Origin of the sequence: Chloroflexus aurantiacus J-10-fl (assembly GCF_000018865.1) — a bacterium.
Lineage (GTDB): Bacteria > Chloroflexota > Chloroflexia > Chloroflexales > Chloroflexaceae > Chloroflexus > Chloroflexus aurantiacus.
Genome location: NC_010175.1, coordinates 5,075,595 through 5,099,014, shown reverse-complemented (window position 1 = coordinate 5,099,014; position 23,420 = coordinate 5,075,595). Strand labels below are relative to the sequence as shown.

Sequence of the window (23,420 nt, the reverse complement as noted above, 5' to 3'; positions counted from 1 at the left end):
AGGGTGTTGTGGTAGTGGACGTAGATCAATCACGATTGCTTCCACTTTCGCCATCGCTTTCCATGCAGCTCAGGAGAAAATGGAAGAAGGCTTCTGGAGAAGTGAAGTGCCATTCCGCTGCGGTCTGGACACATTGAATGCTGATTTGCCAGGGTTCGTTGTGGTTGCTCCGCCACAGACGTAACAGATAGGACTGATACCCAAACCGCACTTTGGAAACATGAATCATTGGGAAGCTCCCTGCAAGACAATAATCCGATTCCACTCCGCCAGACTCCACCAGTGCCATCATCATGCAGAGGTACCGTTAACGGATCGTTAGCGCTCTTTCAAACGGACGTGTGGCCTGATATAATGTCGCTATGAAACGCCTCTCCATCTCTCTACTTGGCTCAATGCAGGTCAGGCTTGATGACCAGGAAGTGACGGCTTTTCGTTCGGTGAAAAATCGAGCCTTACTGGCCTACCTGTCTGTAGAAGCTCATCACCCTCATGACCGCTCCGTCCTGGCCGGCATGTTCTGGCCGGATCATCCCGAAACGGCAGCCCGCCTTAATCTGCGTCAAGCGCTCTTCGCCTTGCGTAAACTGCTGAATGTTGATGGCACTGAGTATATTCAGGTCGACTCAGGCACTGTTCGCTTCAACGCACGTGCTGATGTCTGGATCGATGTCGTCGCATTGACCGACCTGCTCGCAGTTTGCGAGCGCCACCCGCACGCTGATCGCGCCGATTGTCCAATTTGTGTGATGCATCTGGCCGAGGCCGTGGCATGCTACCGTGGCGATTTTCTCAGTGAAATGTTCGTCGGTGACAGCTTTGCTGTTGAAGAGTGGATTCTGCTCAAACGGGAGTGGTTGCGCCATCAGGTTCTGGACGCACTGGACGATCTGACCACATTTTATCTGCGCCAGGCAGCGTATGACCAGGCATATCGCTACGCATGGCGTCAGATAGAACTGGATCCGTTGAATGAAAATGCGCATCGCCAGGTAATGTTAGCCCAGGCGCTGGCAGGTCATCGCAGTGCCGCCTTGAGCCAATATGAGCATTGTCGTCAGGTTCTGGCTCAGGACTTAGGTGTCGAACCGGCGATTGAAACGGTGCTTCTGGCCGAGTCAATTCGCACCGGTGACCTCAAACCGTCTGGTGTGACAGGGGAAGCAAGGGAAAACACTGATTTCAGCTCCCCAAACAGGCATAATCTGCCGGTGGTACAAACCCCATTGATCGGTCGTCAACTTGAACTAGATCATCTCCGGCAGTGGTTGCTGGCGCCTGACGAGCGACTGATTGTACTCGTTGGCGAGGGTGGGGTTGGGAAGTCGCGGCTGGCCCTTGCTGCGGCACGAATGGTCGTGCAACATTTTCGTGATGGGGTCTGGTTTGTTCCTCTGGTTGGGATTGGAACAGATGCAAGGGTGGTTGAAACCGATACGCTACGCGAATTGCTGGCCACAACTATTGCAGGGAGCATCGGTCTCACATTGCACGGGAAGACTGACCCATGCACGCAATTGTTAAACTACCTGTCAGGGCGCGAAATATTGATCTGGCTCGATAACTTTGAGCACTTGTTACCGGCAACCGAGCTGTTATGGGCAATCGTCCAGTCGGCACCACGAGTGACTATACTGGTGACTTCGCGTGAGCGGCTGCATTTTCAGTCTGAACGTATCCTCCAGCTAACAGGTTTACCGGTTCCGGCAGCGGATGCATTAGATAGCGATACATTCGATAGTGTAAAACTGTTTGTAGCGCGTGCGTGCCGGGTTTGGCCGGCATTTACGCTCAATGAAGCAAACCTTGCTGCGATTGTTCAGATTTGTCGTCTGCTTGAAGGATTACCGTTGGGGATTGAACTGGCAGCTTCGTGGGTAGAGCAATTCACACCGATGGAGATTGCTGCTGCTATTGCCACAAACGTCGATATGCTTGCCACTACTTTCCAGGATTTTCCCGAACGTCATCGCAGTGTGCGCGCAACGTTTATCTATTCCTGGCGTCTACTTTCACCCGGTGAGCAGACGACATTAGCGCAGCTTGCTGTCTTTCAGGGCACGTGGAGTCGCGAGGCGGCGTTAAGGGTGACGCAGGCTTCGCTGGCGGATCTGGTTGCTCTGGTTCACAAATCGCTGGTGCAGGTCGTAGCCCCAGGACGCTATACACTGCACACGCTGGTGCGCCATCTGGCTGCTGAACAGGTAGCAGCGATGCCCACTATCGAGCGAGTAGCCCGTGATCGCCATTGCTCGTACTACAGCGAGCTATTGGCAGCTCACGAAACACATTTGCGCGGTGATCATCAGTCTACTGCGCTAACAACCCTGGATGCCGAACGTCCAAACATCCAGGTTGCCTGGGAGTGGGCAATTCAGACTGCCAGACGGGATGATTTGGCCCAGGCGGCACGCAGCCTTCATCTCTTCTACAAGTATCGCAATTACTTTCAAGAAGGTAAAGAACTCTTTGCCAGAGCACTCGATAGCTCACACCAGTGGCCTGATACATCAGCCTGGCAAAACCTACGGGGACGGTTACTGGTCTGTATGGGAGATTTTGCGTTACATTTGGGGCAATATGCAGAAGCAGATCGTCTGCTTGAACAGAGCCTGACATTGTTGCACGATGTTCCAGATGGAACAAGAGAGACGGCGTTAGACATTGCTCACGCAATGGCGTACCTGGGTCTGGTGAAAGAACGGCAGGGTGATTATACAGCGGCCAAAATAATGTATCAGGCAAGCCTTGATCGTTACCGGTTGCTCAATGATCGATCTGGCATGACAACGGCACTCCGTTCTATTGCCAGTGTCGCCGAAGGTCTGGCTCAATATGCAGAGGCAGAAGGTCTGCTTCACGAGAGTCTGGCACTCTCGCAGGAGATTGGCAATCGGCGTGAGTCGGCACTCACACTCAACTTACTTGGCATCGTGACCGAAATGCAGCAACGGTATACCGAAGCATGTCACTATTACCGGCAAAGTCTGCAACTCTTCTCCGAGATTGGTGAACGCTGGGGGATGCATTTGCCCTTGGGGAATCTCGGTGATGTTGCATTCACCCTCGGCAACTATCAGGATGCTAAAAGCTACTATTGCGCTGCATTAAAGCTGTTGCTGACAAGCTGGGCAGTTCCGTACATGCTTATTCAGATTTATCGTGTTGCTGCGGTACTGGCCGCGGAAGATCGGGCTGAACAGGCTGTCGAACTTTTGCAATTACCGCTACACCACCCGGCTCTCGATCAGGCGTTTCGCGAGCGGGCTGAAGCCCTTAATGCCAGCCTGACGGCAATGCTACCCCCAGATCGTCTGGCTGCGGCTAAGGTGCGTGGTCGCGGTCGAACACTCGTGCAGGTGGTGAACGCAATTGCCGACCTCATGCCATCCTTCGCTCACCAGGAGACCTATTGAAAGCTCCATATTTGTGGTATGCCTGAGCGAGGCGCTGCCGTTCATACTGCTACGCAGTGTTGCAAGGGTTCTCCAATTGGTCAGCGTATCGTCACACCGCCCCTTCACGCAGCCCTTGCTGGCGCAAATATTCATCCACCCAGCCCACCTCGTCGGCAGGCAGTGCGATGTCGGGATTGGCACGGTAATCGATCAGATCAGCATACGCGCCGTGGTCGTAACAGCGATCAAAGACTGCCTGAAGGTCTAGCACAACATCGGGGTCTGGTGGGCGCAGGGGAATCGCAATCCGGGGCAAGCGCTGGCGGATTGTGCGTAAGTAAACCTCAAACCGGCCACGATGTCCGGCCCGACTGACACTGACCACATAGTGCCAGGGCCGAAATGGGGTCAGATAGGGTAGCGGAACAGCGACGGTATACATCCCCTGGCGAAGCAAGTCGACCTCCACGAGATGCGTATCACTGGCGAGGACTTCAGCTTGCTTGCGTTGGCACACATCGTGCCCTTCACCGGCGGTCTTGTTTGCCGGACTGAGTATTTCGATGACGGTAACCACTTGCCCACCCTGAGCAAGGTCAATAAGCTCGATAAACGGCTCGCGGATAGGTTCTGCGGGTGCAATAATTACCAGCGGGGTGTCGGCTACCAGCACCGCAGTTCCGCCACTCGTTGTCGGGATTGACACCGGCTGTCGTTGAGTCACGGTCACGTCCTGGTACACCGACCGTTGGGGTGGAATGACGTACAGCCGTTCCCCGATACGGGCGTGGTAGCGCGGGCGAAGCTGGGGCTGAAGTGTGTCAGCAATATATGTAATCAGCCGCTGGTGCACGTCAGGCCAGAGGTCTGGCCGTTCCAGATAGGGGTCCATACCGGGAAATGGGCCTGGCATCCAGATGCCTCCTCTCCTGCTACTTGGTGTGTTACGAGGATGATACCATGAAAGAAGGTAGCAGGGCTGAAAAAGCGCGTGTGATGTGGTAAGTGGATAGGGCAAGGTGCGCTTAACCGTGAGCTTAGTGTATCTTGCTATAATACTCCCCATGTGTTCTTGCGATAGATGAGGCCAGTCTGTGAGTAAGCGCTATCTTCTCGCGATTGATCAGGGTGGTAGTGGCAGTCGGGCGGTGATTTACGATCCCGATGGCCAGGTGCGTGGTTATGGCTATCGGCCTGTGGGGCGCGTGTATCCACAACCGGGGTGGGTCGAGCAGCGTCCGGCAGCGATTGCCCGCAGTGTTGCTGAAGCAATTCAGGAAGCGTTAGGGCGGGCCGGTGTGCGGGGGAACGAACTGCTGGCCTGCGGGATCACCTCACAACGCGATACAGTCTTTGCCTGGCACGCAATCAGTGGCCGACCAATTGGGAATGCCATTACCTGGCAAGACCTGCGCACGGCGCCAATGGTTGCAGCGTTAGAACAGACCCCGTTAGGGCCGCAGCGCCGCGAGCGGTTGGGTCAGTTTCCCGGTGCGTATGCCGGGGCAATGCATATGGCCTGGCGGATGCAACACGATGCAGCCTTTCGTCGCGCTGCTGAACGTGGGGTGTTGCGCGTGTCGCTGGCCGCGGGTTGGATCGTGCAGGCGCTTGGTCAGCCCTGCGAGCATGCGCTTGATCATTCGCTGTTGCAGGCCATGACAGTCTACGATCCGCGCCGACGTGCGCTGTGGGATGAATGGATTGACGCCTTGAATCTGCCGCGCGCAGCGTTACCGGTTGCCCGTCCAACCATCCATCATTTTGGCGATCTGGCCGTGGATGGAGCGATGGTGCCGGTGCTGGCAATGATTACCGATCAACAATCGGCGCTGTTTGGTTATGATTGTCGTGCACCTGGCCAGGCAGTGGCGACGCACGGGACAGCATCATTTGTGAATGCGGTGATTGGTTCTTCACCACCGCCCCAGGGCATCTGTAAGACCTACCTGGCCTGGGAGATTGCAGGTGTGGCAACCTATGCCCTCGAAGCCGATATGACCACGACCGGCGCGGCTGCGAACTGGCTACGTGAGCTTGGTCTGGTGCGGCGGGTGACCGATCTCGACCGTCACGCTGCCCGGGTTTCGGATAGTGGTGGGGTCGTGTTTGTGCCGGCACTGAATGGGTTAGGCGTACCCAGTGAAGACCGGAGTGCTCGTGGTGCTATCTTCGGGCTGGCGTTGGGGGTGGATGTCGGTCATATCGCCAGGGCATTCTACGAAGCCATCGGCTTTCAATTGGTTGACATTCTGGCGACGATGCGGGCCGAAGCCGGGATTAGCGTAGAAGAGTTGCGCGTAGGGGGGGGGCTGGCTGCCAGTGATCTGGCCTGTCAGATTCAAGCCGATCTGAGCGGGGTTCCCCTGGTGCGAGCGGCTGATACCGAGACGACGGCACGCGGCGTGGCGTTGCTGGCCGGGATTGGGGCTGGGGTCTGGGCGCAAGAATCGCTACCACCCTTGATTGACGAGCATGTCCGGCGTTTTGTGCCGCGCCTTTCACCTGCTGAGCGATCTGCGCACTACGAGCGGTGGCAGAAGGCCCTGGAGCGGGTGCGCGGATGGGTAAAGGTATAGGCGACGTGCAGCGCCGAAAACTATCTTGCATCGCATGTCAATTTCGTGCCTGATAGCGGTTGCTGAAGCTACCAACACCTTCTATAATAGAGAAACGATTGCAATAACGTTACAGTAATCGCATGCACTACTATCGGGTGAGGTGATTCATGGGTTTGATCAAACGGGTCGGTACTAAAGCTATCAATGCCCAACCTGCCGATACCGGCGCTCCTGCTGAGGAGGGGACGCGCCAGATCAGCCCTGCTGCTCACCCCGCGGCGGCAGATGAGGGCACACGCCAGATTGAAGCCCGACCGGCCAGCCAGTCGGCACCGGCTATACCGACAATGCTCAGCCCCGGTACACTGTTGCAGGGGCGTTATCAGGTTGAGGCTCCAGTTGGGATTGGTGGTATGAGCGTGGTGTATCGCGGGCGCGACCTGCGCTTTAAGGATGTCGTCCGCTATTGCGCAATCAAAGAGATGGCGCAAAGCGCCCCCGATTCGCAGACTCGTCTGCTGAACCTGAAGAACTTTCAGCGTGAAGCTGGTTTGCTGGCGACCCTGCAACATCCGGCCATTCCCAAGGTCTATGACTTTTTTGAAGAGAATGGCAAAGTCTACCTCGTGCTGGAATTTATTCCGGGGAAAGACCTGGAGACGGTGCTGGAGGAGCACGGTAAACCGCTTGATGAAGCGCGGGTCGCACGCTGGGCACTGCAAATCTGTGATGTGCTCTCGTATTTACATAATCATAAACCGGAACCGATTGTCTTCCGTGATATGAAGCCATCCAATGTGATGGTAGTCGGCGATGATCGGATTGTGTTGATTGACTTTGGGATTGCACGTAATCTTAATCGGGGTGACCGCAAAGGCACAATGATCGGCACCGAGGGCTATTCACCGCCTGAGCAGTACCGTGGAGTTGCTGAGCCGGTTGGTGATATTTATGCGCTGGGAGCCACTCTGCACCACTTGTTGACGAATACCGATCCGCGTCTCGAGACACCCTTTACGTTTCAAGAACGCCCGATCCGTCAGATCAACCCAACCGTTTCACCAGAGATGGAAGCGGTAGTGGCTCGTGCGCTTGAGTATGATATGGCAGCGCGCTGGCAGAGTGCCGAAGAGTTTCGCCAGGCGTTGTTGACGGTGCCTTCACTGGCCGGGGCCGGTACGGCTAAGCCAACGGTATCAGCGCCGGCAGTTCTCAAGGGTGCGCAGACCACCGAGTTGGTCTGGCGGTTTAAGTTTGAAGATGAAGTGCGTTCGTCGCCCTTTGTCAGCGGCGGTTTAGTATTTGTCGGCTGTTACGATACCAACGTTTACGCGCTTGATGCAACACGGGGCGAGTTTCGCTGGAAATATGCGACCGAGGGTGGGATCAGTTCGTCGCCGGCAGTCTGGCAGGATATGGTGTATATCGGCTCAGAAGACGGTACGCTTTACGCCCTCGATATGCGGCGCGGTGGCGTGCGTTGGACGTTTCGGACTGGCAAGGCGATCCGCTCGTCACCCCGAATTGATGATCGGGTGATCTTTGTTGGCTCCGATGATCAGCATGTCTATGCCATTGATGGTCTGCGTGGTACGTTGATCTGGAAATACCGCACCTGGAACCCCATTCGCTCGTCTGCCTGTATCAATGGCTCTTCTGTCTTTATCGGCGGTGACGACGGGAATGTCTACTGTCTTGATAGCCGTACCGGTTCGGTGAAATGGAAACAGCGGACGCAACAGCCGGTACGTTCGTCGCCGGCGTACAGTGATGGCCTGGTCTTTGTCGGTTCACTTGATCAGAACCTGTACGCCCTCGATGCCGAAGGTGGCTGGCCGGCCTGGCGCTTCCGTACCGGCCATTACATCAACTCATCACCCTTTGTGGTTGGGACGCGGGTCTTTGTGGGTGGTGTCGATGGCGTGATGTACGCGCTTGATACCAAAAATGGCCGCCTGGTCTGGAAGTATGAAGTTGGCAGTCAGATCACATCCTCACCACGGGTAGAAGGTGGTCGGCTCTATTTCGGTGCGGTTGATCAGGCTGTCTATTGCCTTGATGCCGGTAGTGGGCAGTTGATCTGGAAATATCCAACCGAAGGGGCGATTGTCTCAACCCCGATGATTGTCAATGGCATTGTCTACATCGGTTCCATGGATCATCATCTCTACGCTTTGAAAGCGTAAGTTCGATAGAGCGAAGGGAATTGGGGCTTATGTCGGATGAAACAACTCCTGCAGCGGACGAAACGCCGACCGAACCGTTAAGTCAGGCCGACATTGAAGCTGAGCGCGAACGACTGCAGCGCCTGACGCCGCCAGAAGAAGATGGCACCCGCAAGATCGGGCAGGATTATCAGCCAGCCCTGACGCTACGCCGTTCAGCGCAGGGTTTTGCCGCTGCTGCATTACGTGACATTGGGCGTGTGCGTGAAGCAAATCAGGACTGTGCTCTGGCTACGATTATGACCCTTCCCCGTGAGGGGAGTGATGTTGCTATAGGTCTATTCATCGTCGCTGATGGTATGGGAGGCCATCAGGGTGGTGAGGTAGCCAGCCGGCTGGCAGTGCAGACGGTGCTCACCAGCGTGCTTGAGCGGCTGGTGTTGCCAGTGATTGAGGATGGTTTGATCGAAGCGTTGCAGCCGTTGATGATTGAGGCCGTGCAGGAGGCAAACGCGGCGATCTGGCGGGAAGCCCAGGCGACCGGTTCCGATATGGGTACCACCTGTACCGCCGCTCTGGTGATTGGGAACGGCCTGTACATCGCCCATGTAGGTGACTCTCGGTGCTATGTGTACGAACCGGGTGGATTACGTCTGCTTACAACTGATCACTCGACGGTGGGGCGTCTGATTGCATTAGGACAGCTCGACCCGGAAGAGGCGCGTGATCATCCCCTGCGTAATCAGCTTTACCGTACCGTCGGGCAACAACCGCAGATAGCAGTGGATTTTGTCTACCACCAGTTGACCAACTGCTCGCATCTGGTTCTCTGTAGTGATGGTCTGTGGAGTCTGGTTGAGGAAAAGGCTATCGAGCAAGCGCTGCGTCATAGTCCCTGGCCGCATGATGTCTGTCGAGAGTTGATCGCGCTGGCCAATCTGGCCGGCGGCGACGATAATATTTCGGCGGTGGTTGTTTCGTTGCCGCTCGATGAGGCATAGCTATGAGTAAGGTTGACCTGCGCATCACGCCCAGTCGAAGTGTCTTACCGGCCAGTCAAGAGCCGCAGTTGCTTTATGCCCTTGTCGAGCTATCGGCGCAGAGCGGTGCGACCAAAATGCCGCGCCTGCCGCTCAACCTGTGTCTGGTCATCGACCGCAGCTCATCAATGCGCGGTGAGCGTCTCCAGCAGGTCAAGCAGGCAGCGATGCAAATCCTCGATCTGCTGGGCGATCACGAGAGTTTTGCGCTGGTTACCTTTAATGACCGTGCTGAAGTTGTGGTCTCAGCGCAACTGGCGCGAGCACGGGCCGAGATCAAACGCCAGATCAGCGCTATCGAAGCTGCGGGTGGTACCGAGATGGCAACCGGACTGGCGCTTGGTGTACAGGAATTACAACGAGCGATGATGCCGCGGGCCGTCCATCGTCTGCTCCTCCTCACCGATGGCCGTACCTACGGCGATGAGGGGCGCTGTGTAGAGATTGCCCGTCGTGCGCAATCACGGGGTATCGGGATTACGGCTCTCGGTATTGGGAGTGAGTGGAACGAAGATTTACTCGAAACTATTGCGGCCCGTGAGAACAGTCGTACTCACTACATCACCTCGGCGGCGGAAATTACCAAAATCTTTACTGCTGAAGTTGAGCGGATGCACAACATCTTTGCTCAGGATGTCCACTTACGAGCTATGCTGCCTTCCCAGGCCCTGCTTCGCTCGCTTGATCGCGTGCGTCCGTACATCGGGCCATTACCGGTTATTGAAGAGGCTGATTTTGTCTGGAGGGCAGCACTCGGCGATTGGCCCGAAAATGATGTACAGGCGTTACTGATGGAGCTGGTTGTCCCACCGTTGCCGGTTGGTCGCCATACGCTGCTTCGTCTTGGCCTGCGCTACCGTACACCGGGGAGTGATGGCGCCACTGCAAGCCATGAACAAGTTCTCACAGTCACAACCCGCAATCCTGATGAAGTCAGCGATGAGGTTGATCCAACGGTCAAACACTGGCTGGAACGGCTGGTGGCCTATCGGCTCCAGGCCAGTGCCTGGCAGGCAGTCGAAGAGGGAAAGCTCGAAGAAGCAACCCGACGATTGCAAATGGCCGGTACGCGGCTGTTTGAAGCAGGTGAAATTGAACTGGCCCGTACTGTGCAGGAAGAAGCAACCCGACTGCTGCGTTCCGGGCAGGCAAGTGCAGAAGGTCGCAAGCGGATTAAATACGGTACACGTGGCCTGATTGGGCGCGAAGGGCAATCGTAGTCTGGAGTGATGACCAATGGTGATTTGCAGCCACTGTCAGGCGCAACAACTCGATGGGACTATCTTCTGTACGGTTTGTGGTGCCAGTTTGATCCATGCCAGGTCTACTCGCCAGACCACGGCCTCTCTGAATCGTGCGGCTGCTGAAGCTCCCCAATTGGACGGTGACGACGCTACCATCGTGCCGGCGCCCGCTACCAAGACTGAAAGCGCAACGATTGCCCTGGTGGTTTTGAGTTCAGGACGGCGTATCGTTTTGCCGGTTACGTCTGAACTGGTCATTGGGCGTAAAGATCAACAACGGAACTTCTTTCCCGATGTTGATTTGAGTCTTGATGGGGGCTACGATGCTGGTGTTTCGCGGCGCCATGCCCGTATTGTCTGTCACAATGGCAGCTATGTTCTCGAAGACCTGGGCAGTTCTAACGGAACGTTTTTGAATCGCCAACGGGTGTCACCGGATCGTCCTGTGCCGCTGCACCATGGTGACGAAATACAGTTTGGTATGCTATTGGTGCGATTTGAAACAAACGGATAAGACACATTCTTTGCGGAGGCTTCTGTATGCCGAAAACAGTCATTCTTCATCTCACCGGCGAAGATCCGCTGCTGGCCGATATCGATCAAGAGCCGCAGCCCGGCGATCTCTTCATTAAAGTGACAAATATGCGCAAACGTGATGGCAAGCCGGTGCCGTATCTGGCTGCCGGTGTACAGGCCGTGATTTTCCCCTGGCATCGCATCACCTTCATCGAATTGATGCCGAGTGAAGAAGAACGCAGCCAGGTCATCGATTTCTTCCGCCAGTGAACGTGCCATGGTCACATCTACATCCCCCGGCGAGTGATCTCTTCTATCGCCGTGATGATCCGAACGACCAACGTCTGGGTGAATTAGTCATTCCCGGTGTGGGCGGGTATGATGCTGCTCAGGTTGTGATTCTCGGTTGTCCACAGGACATCGGCGTGCTGCGTAATCGTGGTCGGCCCGGTGCTGCGCAGGGGCCGACCGCAATTCGGCGTTGTCTATACCGCCTGGGTATTACCGGTTTGCAACATCTTACGATCTGCGATCTCGGTGATGTAGATACCACCGGCGACCTCGAAACGATTCATGCGCGTCAGCAGGCTCTGGTAGCGCGTATCATTGCCGATGGAAAGTTGCTCATTTCGCTTGGCGGAGGGAATGATATTAGCTTTCCCGATATGGCGGCGATGGCAGTGGCAGCTCCGCCGCCGCCGCTGGCAATTAATGTCGATGCGCATTACGACGTGCGGGCCGATCAACCGGCAAATAGCGGTACCCCCTATCGGCAACTGATTGAAGCAGGTCTGATTGCACCACAACGCTACTGGGTATGTGGGGTGCAACCATTCGCCAACTCACCCGCGTATACTGAATACCTGCGCACACGAGGTGCGACGATTATCGAGTTGAACACTGCCCGTCACTATGGGGTTGCCGATACGATGCGGTCTCTACTCGCTACGAGTGATGCCGGGAGTATCGGCTGGGGTTTTGACCTCGATGTGGTACAGGTTGCCGAGGCGCCTGGAGTCAGCGCCCCCAACCCGCTCGGTATGCGCGGTGATGAACTGGTTGCGCTGGCAACGCTGGCCGGTGCTGAGCCACGCACGCGCCTGATCGAATTCAGTGAACTCAATCCCCAATACGATATTGATGATCGTACTGCACGCCTGGCGGCAGTTGCGATCTGGCACGCTCTGGTAGCCTTTGCGACTCATCGTGGAGGGGGAAGACGTTAATAGACGTTAATATCTGTTGCGTTTTTACCTGCTGGTCACATCTTTCTGTCCAGGTCATTGGTACAGGACATGCGTCGAGAGGTTTGCCATGAGCGTTATATCTTCCCCGGCCTACAAGCGTGCCCTTCAGTTCATTACCCTCATGGGTGTCGTGAGTCTGCTGGCCGATATGGTCTACGAGGGTGGCCGAAGTCTGAGTGGTCAGTATCTGGCCTTGCTCGGTGCCAGTGGTGCGGTTGTGGGGTTGACGGCAGGGATTGGCGAGCTGATCGGCTATGGGTTGCGTCTGGTCTTCGGTTATCTCAGCGACCGCACCCGGCGCTACTGGTTGCTGACTATTCTTGGCTATAGTTTGACGGTTATTGCAGTCCCGTTGCTCGCTTTAGCCAATGCGTGGCCTTTGGCTGTTGGTCTGTTGATGGTTGAGCGTTTGAGCAAAGCGTTACGCAGTCCGGCGAAAGATACCCTGATCTCATACGCTGCTGATCGAGTAGGTGCAGGTAAAGGCTTTGGGCTGCACGAAGTGCTGGATCAGATTGGTGCAGTGCTGGCGCCGCTGCTGCTGGCCGGAATCCTGGCATTCAGTGGGAACTTTCAACTGGCGTTTGGGGTATTGATTATTCCTGGCCTGCTCTGCATGATGGTCTTGTTGATGGCACGGATGCGCTTTCCACAGCCTGCCGATTTAGCGCGACAAACCCCGGCAATAACCACAACCGGCTTTTCGCGTCAGTTCTGGTATTACTTGGCCGGCGTTGCCCTCTTTGCGGCGGCCAGTGTTGATTTTGCCCTGGCTGCCTACCATCTACAGCGCCTGCAAATCGTTCAGCCGGCGGGTATTCCTGCATTGTACGCGCTGGCGATGACGGTTGATGCTGTTGCTGCGTTCGGCTTTGGCTTGCTCTACGACCGGATTGGCCTTGGCGCATTGGTTGGGGTAACCGCTCTGGGAGCTTTGAGCACCCCACTTCTCTTCAGTACCGGTCTGCTTACCGTTATCATCGGTGTTGTCCTTTGGGGGGCAGTGTTAGGAGCGCAAGAGTCAATCTTGCGCGCTGCGGTAGGCCAATTGGCACCACCTGATCGGCGAGGTGCGGCGTATGGCCTGTTTCACGCCGGTTTTGGTGTGAGCTGGTTTGTCGGCAGCGCTTGTCTTGGTTTGTTGTATGATAGAGCACTACCGGCGCTGATTGGTGTCTCGGCGGCGCTCTACCTGGGTGCGGCGCTGGTGTTGTTCTACGTTGCCCGTCGGCAATGATGTCGACGATTCGCTACATGGATATTGATAGTTGACCTCGACAGTCGCAGGATGCGATCCCTCCGCCCCGCTGCGCGAGGGATTGCCATTTCGGCAATGAGGCCGGGATCGGTATGAATACGCTGGTTGTTGATATCCTGTTGCCGCTGATAACGGCAAGTCTGCTGGCGTTCTGGGTTGGGTGGGGAATTGCACGACTCCTGCTCCCGCCTGTACTTCAGCCATGGCGAGCGTTGCTAGCGCCCCTGATGGGATACGCACTGACGATAGTCATTGGGTATTGGGTCGTGCGTTTTCTCGGTGGATTAGGGTTGGCACTGGGCATTCTTTTGCCGCTCGGTGGTTTGTGTAACGGGCTGGCATGGTGGCGATACGGCCCACCGCGTATATCCATAGCCCTGCGGCAGTACTGGCCGGCACTTCTGGTGGCAGGAGTTGGGATCATTATCGGTGTCGCACCGTTATTGAGTTATGGCTACTCGGCACCGATTGGTGAAGGTTGGGATATTGAAAATTACTGGCCAACCGCTCGTTACCTCAGCCGGGGGCCGGTAAGCGCCATTGCCACCGCTCCGGCTAATCCACTACGCGATCTGAATGCCAGTCCACCCCGGATCGGGTTAACCCTTGGGTTCAGCATCTGGCAGGGAAGCGTTGATCTGCTCGGTGGCAGTGAACCGCTAACCAGCTTTGCCCCGCTGCTGGCCTGGTTGCGGGCGTTGGGTGGTGTCGGTATATACGTGCTGTTACAGGTTGTCTTCGATCTGCGGCGCTGGTCAGCGACCATCGCTGCGCTACTGTCCGTGCTCAATGGTCTCTTACTGTGGGTGAGTTTCTTCAACTTCGGAATGCAGCTTGCCGCCTGGCCGCTAATACCGTTGGCAATCATAGTAGGGCTTGCTGTTGTTCAGGCTCCCCGGTTTGGCGAGGGATTGGTTGCAGCGGCCATCGGCCTGGCGGCGTTGCCGATCACCTACTACCCGGCGCTTGGCCCGGTTGGCCTGATGGCGGCTGGAATCGGGATCGTCACACTCTGGCAAACGCAAGACCGCTGGCGGGTGATCCGGCAGGCGGTGAGTCTCTTTCTGGTCACACTCCTGCTAGCGTTACCTACAATACCAGACTATTTTGCCGGATTTAATTACCGCTACAGTCTGCCCTTAACCACTCTTGGTCTCTTTCGCTTTGTGCCACTGAGTGATATTGTTGGGCTAACCCCCTTTCGTTTGCGTGCTGCACCCGAACCATTAAACCCGCTTGCCGGGGCGGCTGCGCTGATGATGATAGGACTGGCCGGTTATGCACTTGTTGTAACCCCTCAACGTGCACGCTGGATCGGGATACTTCTCGGCGTGATCCTGTTTCTGCTCTATTTGCGCTTTGGTTCAGGGTATCACTACGGCTACCTCAAAGCAGCAGCCTACGTAGGGTGGCTTGCTGTCGTACTAGCCGTTGCCGGTCTGCAAGCTCTGGTTGAGCGATGGATGCAGCCGGTGTACCGGTGGCGCCTGATCAGCATTGTTGGTGTGGCGTTATGTGTCGGGGCTTCCATCGCAGTTACTGCTGTGCGTGTTGTTATCGATCATTGGGAGCGCCCTGGCCTCTTTGCCGACACCCTGCCGGCATTACGCGATTTGCGGCAGGTCGTACCGGCAGGGAGTAGCGTATTTCTGTCGGGAGATCCACGAGTGCAGGGTGTGAACAGTGCGTTGGCAGCTTACTTACTCGATCATACTGCTGTGTACGGTGCGGTGCGTACCGGCTATGCAACGTCGGTAGCGACAAATACTACAGGTATTGGCGATTACGTGCTGTTGCATCGCGATGAAGATCCGACTGCCTGGGGAATTGTCGCGTCTCCAGTCTGGCGTAGTGACACCTATGCTCTTTATCGAAAGCCGGAATCGGTGATTGCCCATTTACCTCTCGATCAATTGCTGCGCGTTGATCAGGCAATGACGCTGTCTGTTTCTGATCGACGTTTGGGACTGAACGAAATACCTTCTGCCAGCGAACCAGATGAGCGCTGGTTGACCCTCCAGGTTGCGGCGTTGGCCGAGAGTGGCCTGAGCATTGATGGTCGCACGTATCGCGTCCCGGCAGGGCGAAGCTGGTTAACAGTTGGCCCTCTGTTGAGTTCGCGGGCAGTAGCAGTGCGTCAGCACGGAGCCGAACCGATCCTGCTTCAGAGTGCGTTGCTGACAACTGATCCACCAGTTGTTCGTGGGCGATTACCCCATAATGTCGTGCTACAGGCAACCAGTACGGCAGACGACTTGCGCATAACAACATCACTGACGATGTTCAACCCGGACAGTGGCCCGGTGGTTGCCGCTATTGAGTTGTGGGATCGACGACAGGGGTATTTCTTCGGGCGCTACGGGTTGCGCGTACCGGTTGCTGCTACCATCCAGCAGCAAACGATCACGATTGATCTGCGTGATGGGACGGCAATTGCCGTTGATGGGGCCGGCGAACCATTACCACTCGGTGTTCAGCAAGGTGTACGACAACCCGGCGCTTACACAGCCCGGCTCTGGCTCGGTACCGATCAGCGTGCTCTGCTGACGCCGGTAGACCTCTTTGCATTCACTATCGATCTGGCCGGCAATGTTACACTCGATTGGGTCGCGCAACATCCGCTCCTTGCAACAGCGATGAACCGTCCTGTCAATCCTCTTAACATTCGTTTTGGGGATGATATGCTGCTGCGCGGGTATGATCTGAGTGCCGGGCGGGTAACGGCTGGTGAAAGCATTGCCATCACGCTGTGGTGGGAAGCAGTGCGTGGCAATCTCGATGAACGGAGTATTATGCTGCATCTCCGCAATGATCGCGATGAACGCATTGTTGATGTCGATGGCCCACCGGCAGCCGGGGGACGCCCAACCAGTCTCTGGCAGGCAGGTGAAGTGGTGATCGATGATCGTCGTTTGACCATTCCGGCTGATCTACCTCCGGGCCGTTACTGGCTTGTGATTGGGAGTTACCGCTGGCCCTCCCTCGAACCGCTACCGGTCGCAGGTACTGATACAACCGTCTGGCGCGTCCCGATTGAAGTGGTGGCACCGGCCATGATTGCCGGTCATTAAACCGGCGCAGCGGGTTGGGTCACACACCTGTCAGCACTTGCCCAACAATCCTGGGTGGTGGCAGAGTGGGCTATAACTCAACTCCGTGCAATCTGTAACAACTTTTGGTACAATACGAAGGAGCGTACCACCACAATAGAACTACTGTAGTACGGCCTCCATGATGTCGATCACAGTGCGGTAGCACTGATGTATCAATGGCGATGCAGTCGCAGTGAGCATGAAAGAGCATGGCTATGACCAGGAACACTCTCACCGTAACCGACAACCGCACCGGTAAAACGTACGAGATTCCCATCGAGAACAACACCATTCGGGCAACCGATTTACGCCAGATCAAAGTATCGGAAGACGATTTTGGTTTGATGTCCTATGATCCGGCTTACCTCAATACTGCATCCTGTAAGAGTAGCATCACCTACATCGACGGTGATAAGGGGATTCTAGAGTATCGAGGTTATCCAATTGAGCAACTGGCTGAGCAGAGTTCGTATCTTGAGGTTGCGTACCTGCTGCTGTACGGGGAACTCCCCTCAAAGGAACGCCTGGCCTGGTGGGAATACCGGATCAGTCGGCATCTTTTCCTCCACAACAGCCTGGTAGAGCTGATTCAAGCCTTCCGCTACGACGCCCATCCAATGGGTATTCTCATCAGCTCCGTAGCGGCAATGTCCACGCTATACCCCGAAGCCAAGAACATCCACGATCCGGCTGTGCGCGAAAAGCAAATCTGGCGTATTATCGGCCAGATCCCGACAATTGCTGCCTTTGCCTACCGCCACCGCATCGGTCGTCCATTCAATTTGCCCGATAGCTCGCTCAGCTACACCGCCAACCTGCTGTACATGATGGACTATATGAATCAGCGCGAGTATGAAGTAAATCCAGTGCTGGCCAAAGCGCTGGATGTGCTCTTCATTTTGCATGCTGATCACGAGCAGAACTGCTCTACCTCGGTCATGCGTAGTGTTGGCTCAAGCCACGCTGATCCGTACAATGCGCTGGCCGCTGCCGCAGCCGCTCTCTACGGCCCACTCCACGGTGGTGCCAACGAGGCGGTACTGCGCATGTTGCAGCAGATCGGCCATCCAAAGAACGTGCCGGCATTTATCGAGCGGGTGAAGAAGGGTGAAATGCGTCTCATGGGCTTTGGTCATCGCGTTTACAAGAATTACGATCCGCGGGCCAAGATCATTCGTAAGATCGCTCACGAAGTCTTTGCGGCTACTGCTGCCAACCCGCTGCTCGATGTCGCGATGGAGCTTGAGCGAACTGCATTGGAAGACGAGTACTTTATCTCGCGCAAGCTCTATCCGAATGTGGATTTCTACAGCGGTCTGATCTATCAGGCACTGCGCTTCCCAATCGAGTACTTCCCCTTCCTGTTCGCAATTCCACGCGCTTCAGGCTGGCTGGCACAGTGGATCGAGATGCTCGAAGACCCCGAGCAGAAGATTACCCGTCCACGACAGGTCTATGTTGGCCCACAGCGGCGGGATTATGTGCCGATTGATCAGCGCTAATTGAACGATAATAATTATCAGGGCGGTCGTCAGGCCGCCCTGATGATTCGGTAGTCGGTTGGATGAGGGTGAAGACGCAGGTGGTTGTCGTGGGTGGCGATTGGATCGTTGTATCTGAAGGTTAAGCGTCCCTTACCGACAGATGTAGCTTGCAGGGCAACCAAACGATTGCCCTGCAAGCTACGTTCGCCCGGTGTATAGTGTATAGTGCAGGAGATGTTATGCGATCCTACACCTTAAACGCACTACGACCGGCATAACGGGCAGCGCTTCCCAGCTCTTCCTCGATCCGCAGTAGTTGATTGTACTTGGCAATCCGGTCGGTACGTGCCGGTGCTCCTGTCTTGATCTGACCGGCATTTGTTGCTACCACCAGGTCGGCAATCGTAACGTCTTCGCTCTCGCCGGAACGGTGCGATACCACTGCCGTCCATCCGCTGCGCTGCGCCAGTTGGATTGCACTCAGCGTCTCGGTGAGCGAACCGATCTGATTGAGCTTGATCAGAATGGAGTTGGCTGCTTTGGCCTCGATTGCCCGCTGAAGCCGTTGCACATTCGTGACCAGGAAGTCATCGCCGACCAGTTGAACGCGGTCGCCCAGCTTCGCTCGCAACAGTGCCCAACCTTCCCAGTCGTCTTCGGCCAGACCGTCTTCGAGAGAGATGATCGGATAGCGATTGACCAGATCAACCCAGTAGTCAACCATCTCGGCGCTGGAAAGCGAACGGCCTTCGCGCTTGAGATGATACTTGCCATCCTCAAAAATCTCGGTTGTCGCCGGGTCGAGGGCGATAACGATCTGCTCGCCAGGGCGATAGCCGGCCTTCTCGATAGCTTCCATGATCAGTTGCAGTGGGGCGTCGTTGGTAGGCAGGCTGGGGGCAAACCCACCTTCGTCGCCAACCGTCGTGCTGAAGCCGCGGTCGTGAATGACCTTCTTCAACATGTGATAAATCTCGGCACCCCAGCGCAGACCCTCGCGGAAGCTCTCGGCACCGACCGGCATAATCATAAACTCCTGAAAGTCGGTGCTGTTCGTGGCGTGCTGACCGCCGTTCATGATGTTCATCATCGGCACCGGCAGTACGTGGGCGTACACACCACCCAGGTAGCGGTAGAGGGGCAGGCCAAACGCAGCCGCAGCCGCCTTCGCCGCCGCCAGCGAGACACCCAGAATGGCGTTGGCACCGAGCTTGCTCTTGTTGGGCGTGCCATCGAGCGCGATCAGTTCCTGATCAAGGGCAATCTGGTCAGCAGCGTCGAAGCCGATCAACGCTTCGGCAATGTCTTCGTTGACCGCCTGTACGGCTTTCAGCACCCCCTTGCCGTTGTACCGTGATTTGTCGCCATCGCGCAACTCCAGCGCTTCATGGGCGCCGGTTGAGGCACCACTGGGTACGATGGCCCGTCCGACATCACCACTTTCCAGCCGCACATCGACTTCGATGGTTGGATTGCCTCGTGAATCAAGCACCTCACGGGCAACGATTGCTTCAATTAGTGTTGACATACTTCCTCCGGGAAACCAGGCCCGAATCCTTTGGTCGAACAACGTGTAGTTGTTGACCGCTGCTCAGTATAGCACGAATAAGCGGAGCGCTGCGTGAAGGTATTGTGAACGTACCGCTTCCGCTGCCCAACCAGCAGTGCGGTTGGCGCGGAAGCGTGGCTTACGTAAACCGGGATGAGTGCCAGAGCATGATCAGGCGTGTAGATCGGGTAAATTGAGCGTCAACGGACTGCTGTTCATCAGCGGTCGCAATGGTGTGATCGAGACGTAACCGGCGCGCACCGCACCATCATCGGTATCGACATCGAAATCGGGAACCCGTTCGCGAGCGAAGCGAAAGATGATTTGTGAACGTTCCACCGGGCCGGTCGGGTTGAGTTCAATATCGAGGTAGTGACCGAAGAAAAACTCTGAAAGACGGGTTTGGCGAAATCCGCGCAGATCGTCTGGTGAAGCGACGTGGGGGACATTGACGTTCAGCACCAGCGGTGCCTGACCGCGAATTTGTTCGAGCAACGGAAACAAGCGCTCGGCAACGTAAGCTGCCGTCGCCCACGGCATCGGCTCAGGGCCGATATATTGCAGGGAGACGGCCATAGCCGGCAGTCCCCACAGCGCCCCAATCATCGCCGCTCCGACCGTACCGCTCAGCATCACATTACTGCCACCGTTCAGGCCACGGTTAATGCCGGCAACGACTGCGTCGATTGGAGGCAGCACCCCACTCAACATCGCCACCGTCACGCAGCCCACCGGTGAGCCATTGTGGGCAAAGGCCAGCATACCATCAAGTTCGGCAGGGGGAATAATTGCGCGTAATTCGCGGTTAGTTTGCGGTGGCAGCGCCATACTCATGGCGCTCTGTTCTTCGGCTGGAGCAACGACACTCACCCTGGCACCCGCCGCGCGCATTGCTTTGGCCAGTGCCCACAGGCCGGGGCTATCGATTCCGTCATCATTGGTCACTAAGATATGCATGCAGCATTACTCCGCAACGTGATCTGATCATCGGCAGAGAACGCCGTCAAGAGACGACGTTCTCTGTTCAGCATATCACGCCGCGCCACTCTGAGCAATTGCCGCTTCGACAATCTCGATGCCAACCTCGTTCAGACCACGTGCCTTTGCAAGTTGCTCGGCGGCGGCACGCAAGGTGCGGCTGGCACTGATGCGGGCAAGGTAAGGGACGGCCTCAAGGGCTGCGTTCAGCCGCTCGGTTGCCTCTTTCGTCCAGGGCATCGTTTCCGCAGAGGTCGGTTTGGGTGGGCCGGCAGGGCCGGGATTGATGGTCTCGACCGGTAGGAAGTTGATCACCGTTTCGTAGAACCGATTCACCAGTTCTTGCATGATATTGGCGGCGCCGGCATAGCCCATAAACGGGGTGCCGGTGGTGCGACGGACAACCGGGCCGGGGAAGGTTGCGGGAATGAAATGGGTACCGCGAGCGTTAGCTTCGGCCAGATAGATCTTCTCGTTGATACTACCGAAGACGAAGGCCGGCGCTTTGGCGTGTAACCGTTTGCGAATCTCGATATTGTCGGGTTCATCTTCCCGGCGCGGGCGGCCCGATACCCAGGCAATCTTCATCCCCAGCTCGTCGCCGAGAAAGCTGCGCAGACCATCGGCATAGCTGCGGGCAGCGACAATAGCGCAATCCACGGTGGCAAACCAGTCACTCTGCGGCCCACGCCACAAATCCCACACCGGCTGCAGGGTGGTGCGCTTCTCGCGCTCAATGAAGGCGTCAACTTGGGCCGGATCAATGCCCAGGAGCTGCCCCAATTCGCGCAAAAAGGCCGTCGTCCCAAACACACCAAACGGCGCAAAGAGATACGGTCGTCCCAAATCTTCAGCCAACCCCTGCCCGAATTCGCGGTACATCACCACATTCACTGCCGCTTCAGCCAGTTTGGGTGTCGTAGCAATGCTGCCTTCGTAGGGGTAAACGAGATTGATCTCGGCACCAATCCCGGTGATCAACCGCTTCAGTTCGTAGAGGTCGCTTGGCGCGTTGAAGCAGCCAAGGGACGGCCCGATAATGTTGACCGTGCGCGGACGAGGCTGGACATCCGCGTCAACAAACGGCTTGCCGTACTGTTCCCAGGCAAAGCGCAGAGCGCGTTCACGCCCTATCCATTCGTCCTGTTCCAGAGATTGGCTCCAGAAGAAGCGGGCGTCGGGATCAATCCGAGCGACCAGTTGGGCGTGATCGGCGCTGATCATCTCACTCTCAGCCGTGGAGATGACCAGTAAGCGTTTGCCGTCCAGCATACCCATCGTGCGCAGATCGTCGATGGTGCGAATCAGCGCTTTGGCAGTACCGTTGATGACATCCTCCTCGCGGATCGAGGTTGGGGTCAGGTTGGCCATGTGTGGCAAGGCGTCGGTATAATCGGTGACCGCCATGCCGAGCAGGTTGTAACAACCGATTGGTGCATCGCAGACGATATGCACATCGGGGAAGCAGCCAAACACCCACGACGCTCCCCAGTAGCTACTTGTGTCAGAAATATCGCGGATCAGCGTGATACTCATCGATGTCCCTCCCGGCGATCATCACCCTCGAAGAAGGCCAGCATGCGGTCGTAGATGGGCTTGCGGTTGAGCAGATCACGGACAAAGGTGAGCGAAGCGATCATCCCCCCGGCCAGGAAGAGGGGGCGCACGCTGAGGATGTTGGTGTAGTAGACGGCGGGAATACCCTTCTCTTTAGCGTAGGCAGCCAGTGTCGTGGTGCCGATGATGAGGTCAAACGACCAGCGTTCCATTGCCGCCTTATCATCTTCCAGGGTTTTGCGATAGATCACGGCCTGCGTGCCGTGCGCTTTCAGCCAGGCTTCGTCGGCGGCAGTGAGCGCACTCGGCCCAATACTCGTGCTCACATACGGCACATGGGCGCCGCCTTCGATCAACAGGCGGGCGTAGAGCATCTCATTCCCTTCATAGCCCGAAACCAGGATGGTCGCGCCCTGCAATGGCTTACTGGCCAGAAAACCGCGGGCAGCAGCTTCTTCCTCGGCAGCAACCCGTTCGACCACATCTTCATCGAGTTCAAGGGCTGCCCCAATCGCACGGAGCCAGGCTGCACTGCCGTCGGCACCGATGGGAGCACCGCTGATCACCGCCACACCGCGCTCACGCAACACACCAATCGTCTCGCGGTAGAAGGGGTGAAGGGCCGCGACTGCGGCTGCCCGCCCCGCCTGCCGAATCTCATCAACATGCCGACCGGGTAGCGTCGTGACGACGCGCCCACCCATCCGGCGTACAACCCCGTCTATCAACAGCGGATCGGCAGGAAAGACCTCACCGATCAGGGCCAGGGTGCCCGGCTCGTGGTCGCCGCTGGTGTCGATAAATCGCCGCATCACCGCTGCCAGGGCAACGTCTTTGGCTTCAGGATGGGAATGGATGGCATACGCGGGCACTCGCACCAGAATGACCGGCTTGCCGTCAATCTCTTTCGGCAACAACTCTTCGGCGAGGCCGGCTGTTTCGGCGACACAGAGTGAAATAACTGGAATGAACGTGGTATTAGCCGCTGATGCAGCCTCGGCAATTGCGGCATTGGCTGCTTCCTGAACCTTGCCGCTCGACAATTCAGCCGTACCGAGGGCAGGAGCAACGATGCTCTTGCGGGCGGCGTAGAAATGGGTGACGAACGTCAGACCGTACAAACAGCCGGTATCGGTAACCATTGCCGGTTGTGCGCCCTCGATCCTGGTCAGTACCCGTAAGGCTCCGAAGGCCGGGCACATTGTCTGGGGATGGAGTTTGCAGGCGCCACCACGAAACGGTTCTGTCGCTGAATCGGCACCCGCCGGCGTCAGGGGAATGATCTCGGCCATAGTAACTCCTCTGCCTGGACACAGCCACTTTGCTGGGTT

At 56.6% G+C, this 23,420-nt stretch carries 17 protein-coding genes; 11 read left to right on the top strand and 6 right to left on the bottom strand.

Annotated elements, in window-relative coordinates; all coding sequences use genetic code 11:
- Positions 1–25 precede the first annotated feature (25 nt).
- Positions 26–229, bottom strand: coding sequence for a hypothetical protein (locus CAUR_RS20035; RefSeq protein WP_015909506.1), 204 nt, complete (start codon positions 227–229; stop codon positions 26–28).
- 133 nt (positions 230–362) lie between these two features.
- Between CAUR_RS20035 and CAUR_RS20030 the strand changes: the two genes are divergently transcribed.
- Entirely contained in the window at positions 363–3,416 is a 3,054-nt protein-coding gene (locus CAUR_RS20030) for an AfsR/SARP family transcriptional regulator (RefSeq protein ID WP_012259651.1), read from the top strand.
- Positions 3,417–3,507: 91 nt separating this feature from the next.
- Here the strand turns inward: CAUR_RS20030 and CAUR_RS20025 are convergent, their stop codons facing one another.
- The gene (locus CAUR_RS20025) at positions 3,508–4,311 is read right to left on the bottom strand and encodes a DUF4058 family protein (protein ID WP_012259650.1); all 804 of its coding nucleotides are present in this window, start codon (positions 4,309–4,311) and stop codon (positions 3,508–3,510) included.
- A gap of 181 nt (positions 4,312–4,492) precedes the next feature.
- Here CAUR_RS20025 and CAUR_RS20020 point away from each other — a divergent pair, with 181 nt between their 5' ends.
- The 10 genes from CAUR_RS20020 to CAUR_RS19975 all read left to right on the top strand — a co-directional run bounded on the left by CAUR_RS20020 (position 4,493) and on the right by CAUR_RS19975 (position 18,023).
- Positions 4,493–5,977, top strand: coding sequence for an FGGY family carbohydrate kinase (locus CAUR_RS20020; RefSeq protein WP_012259649.1), 1,485 nt, complete (start codon positions 4,493–4,495; stop codon positions 5,975–5,977).
- A gap of 149 nt (positions 5,978–6,126) precedes the next feature.
- Positions 6,127–8,145, top strand: a complete 2,019-nt coding sequence (locus CAUR_RS20015; protein ID WP_012259648.1) for an outer membrane protein assembly factor BamB family protein — start codon at positions 6,127–6,129, stop codon at positions 8,143–8,145.
- Between the two features lie 29 nt (positions 8,146–8,174).
- Positions 8,175–9,125, top strand: coding sequence for a PP2C family protein-serine/threonine phosphatase (locus tag CAUR_RS20010; RefSeq protein WP_012259647.1), 951 nt, complete (start codon positions 8,175–8,177; stop codon positions 9,123–9,125).
- 2 nt (positions 9,126–9,127) lie between these two features.
- The gene (locus tag CAUR_RS20005; RefSeq protein WP_012259646.1) at positions 9,128–10,384 is read left to right on the top strand and encodes a vWA domain-containing protein; all 1,257 of its coding nucleotides are present in this window, start codon (positions 9,128–9,130) and stop codon (positions 10,382–10,384) included.
- 16 nt (positions 10,385–10,400) lie between these two features.
- Positions 10,401–10,922 (top strand): FHA domain-containing protein, encoded by a 522-nt coding sequence (locus tag CAUR_RS20000; RefSeq protein WP_012259645.1) that lies wholly within the window; start codon positions 10,401–10,403, stop codon positions 10,920–10,922.
- 26 nt (positions 10,923–10,948) lie between these two features.
- Positions 10,949–11,194, top strand: a complete 246-nt coding sequence (locus CAUR_RS19995; RefSeq protein ID WP_012259644.1) for a hypothetical protein — start codon at positions 10,949–10,951, stop codon at positions 11,192–11,194.
- A gap of 2 nt (positions 11,195–11,196) precedes the next feature.
- Positions 11,197–12,150, top strand: coding sequence for a formimidoylglutamase (locus CAUR_RS19990; RefSeq protein ID WP_242604995.1), 954 nt, complete (start codon positions 11,197–11,199; stop codon positions 12,148–12,150).
- Between the two features lie 88 nt (positions 12,151–12,238).
- The gene (locus tag CAUR_RS19985; RefSeq protein ID WP_012259642.1) at positions 12,239–13,408 is read left to right on the top strand and encodes an MFS transporter; all 1,170 of its coding nucleotides are present in this window, start codon (positions 12,239–12,241) and stop codon (positions 13,406–13,408) included.
- A gap of 113 nt (positions 13,409–13,521) precedes the next feature.
- Positions 13,522–16,500, top strand: a complete 2,979-nt coding sequence (locus tag CAUR_RS19980; protein WP_012259641.1) for a hypothetical protein — start codon at positions 13,522–13,524, stop codon at positions 16,498–16,500.
- Positions 16,501–16,736: 236 nt separating this feature from the next.
- Positions 16,737–18,023 carry a citrate synthase gene (locus tag CAUR_RS19975; RefSeq protein ID WP_015909504.1) on the top strand — a complete coding sequence of 429 codons (1,287 nt, stop codon included), beginning with the start codon at positions 16,737–16,739 and terminating at the stop codon, positions 18,021–18,023.
- Between the two features lie 229 nt (positions 18,024–18,252).
- Here CAUR_RS19975 and eno read toward each other — a convergent pair whose 3' ends face one another.
- The 4 genes from eno to bchY all read right to left on the bottom strand — a co-directional run bounded on the left by eno (position 18,253) and on the right by bchY (position 23,381).
- Positions 18,253–19,533, bottom strand: coding sequence for a phosphopyruvate hydratase (gene eno, locus CAUR_RS19970; RefSeq protein WP_012259639.1), 1,281 nt, complete (start codon positions 19,531–19,533; stop codon positions 18,253–18,255).
- A 192-nt stretch (positions 19,534–19,725) separates the two neighbouring features.
- Complete coding sequence (surE, locus tag CAUR_RS19965; protein WP_012259638.1) at positions 19,726–20,511, bottom strand: 5'/3'-nucleotidase SurE; 786 nt, start codon at positions 20,509–20,511, stop codon at positions 19,726–19,728.
- Positions 20,512–20,586: 75 nt separating this feature from the next.
- Positions 20,587–22,068, bottom strand: a complete 1,482-nt coding sequence (bchZ, locus tag CAUR_RS19960; protein ID WP_012259637.1) for a chlorophyllide a reductase subunit Z — start codon at positions 22,066–22,068, stop codon at positions 20,587–20,589.
- A complete protein-coding gene (bchY, locus tag CAUR_RS19955; RefSeq protein WP_012259636.1) occupies positions 22,065–23,381 on the bottom strand; it encodes a chlorophyllide a reductase subunit Y in 1,317 nt (438 codons plus the stop codon). The genes bchZ and bchY overlap by 4 nt, the downstream gene beginning before the upstream one ends.
- Between the last annotated feature and the right edge of the window lie 39 nt (positions 23,382–23,420).

Excerpts from the sequence above, each read along its gene's own strand:
- CAUR_RS20035 (WP_015909506.1), bottom strand. The coding sequence starts at position 229 with ATGATTCATGTTTCCAAAGTGCGGTTTGGGTATCAGTCCTATCTGTTA.
- CAUR_RS20030 (WP_012259651.1), top strand. The coding sequence starts at position 363 with ATGAAACGCCTCTCCATCTCTCTACTTGGCTCAATGCAGGTCAGGCTT.
- CAUR_RS20025 (WP_012259650.1), bottom strand. The coding sequence starts at position 4,311 with ATGCCAGGCCCATTTCCCGGTATGGACCCCTATCTGGAACGGCCAGAC.
- CAUR_RS20015 (WP_012259648.1), top strand. The coding sequence starts at position 6,127 with ATGGGTTTGATCAAACGGGTCGGTACTAAAGCTATCAATGCCCAACCT.
- CAUR_RS20010 (WP_012259647.1), top strand. The coding sequence starts at position 8,175 with ATGTCGGATGAAACAACTCCTGCAGCGGACGAAACGCCGACCGAACCG.
- CAUR_RS20005 (WP_012259646.1), top strand. The coding sequence starts at position 9,128 with ATGAGTAAGGTTGACCTGCGCATCACGCCCAGTCGAAGTGTCTTACCG.
- CAUR_RS20000 (WP_012259645.1), top strand. The coding sequence starts at position 10,401 with ATGGTGATTTGCAGCCACTGTCAGGCGCAACAACTCGATGGGACTATC.
- CAUR_RS19995 (WP_012259644.1), top strand. The coding sequence starts at position 10,949 with ATGCCGAAAACAGTCATTCTTCATCTCACCGGCGAAGATCCGCTGCTG.
- CAUR_RS19985 (WP_012259642.1), top strand. The coding sequence starts at position 12,239 with ATGAGCGTTATATCTTCCCCGGCCTACAAGCGTGCCCTTCAGTTCATT.
- CAUR_RS19980 (WP_012259641.1), top strand. The coding sequence starts at position 13,522 with ATGAATACGCTGGTTGTTGATATCCTGTTGCCGCTGATAACGGCAAGT.
- CAUR_RS19975 (WP_015909504.1), top strand. The coding sequence starts at position 16,737 with ATGACCAGGAACACTCTCACCGTAACCGACAACCGCACCGGTAAAACG.
- eno (WP_012259639.1), bottom strand. The coding sequence starts at position 19,533 with ATGTCAACACTAATTGAAGCAATCGTTGCCCGTGAGGTGCTTGATTCA.
- surE (WP_012259638.1), bottom strand. The coding sequence starts at position 20,511 with ATGCATATCTTAGTGACCAATGATGACGGAATCGATAGCCCCGGCCTG.
- bchZ (WP_012259637.1), bottom strand. The coding sequence starts at position 22,068 with ATGAGTATCACGCTGATCCGCGATATTTCTGACACAAGTAGCTACTGG.
- bchY (WP_012259636.1), bottom strand. The coding sequence starts at position 23,381 with ATGGCCGAGATCATTCCCCTGACGCCGGCGGGTGCCGATTCAGCGACA.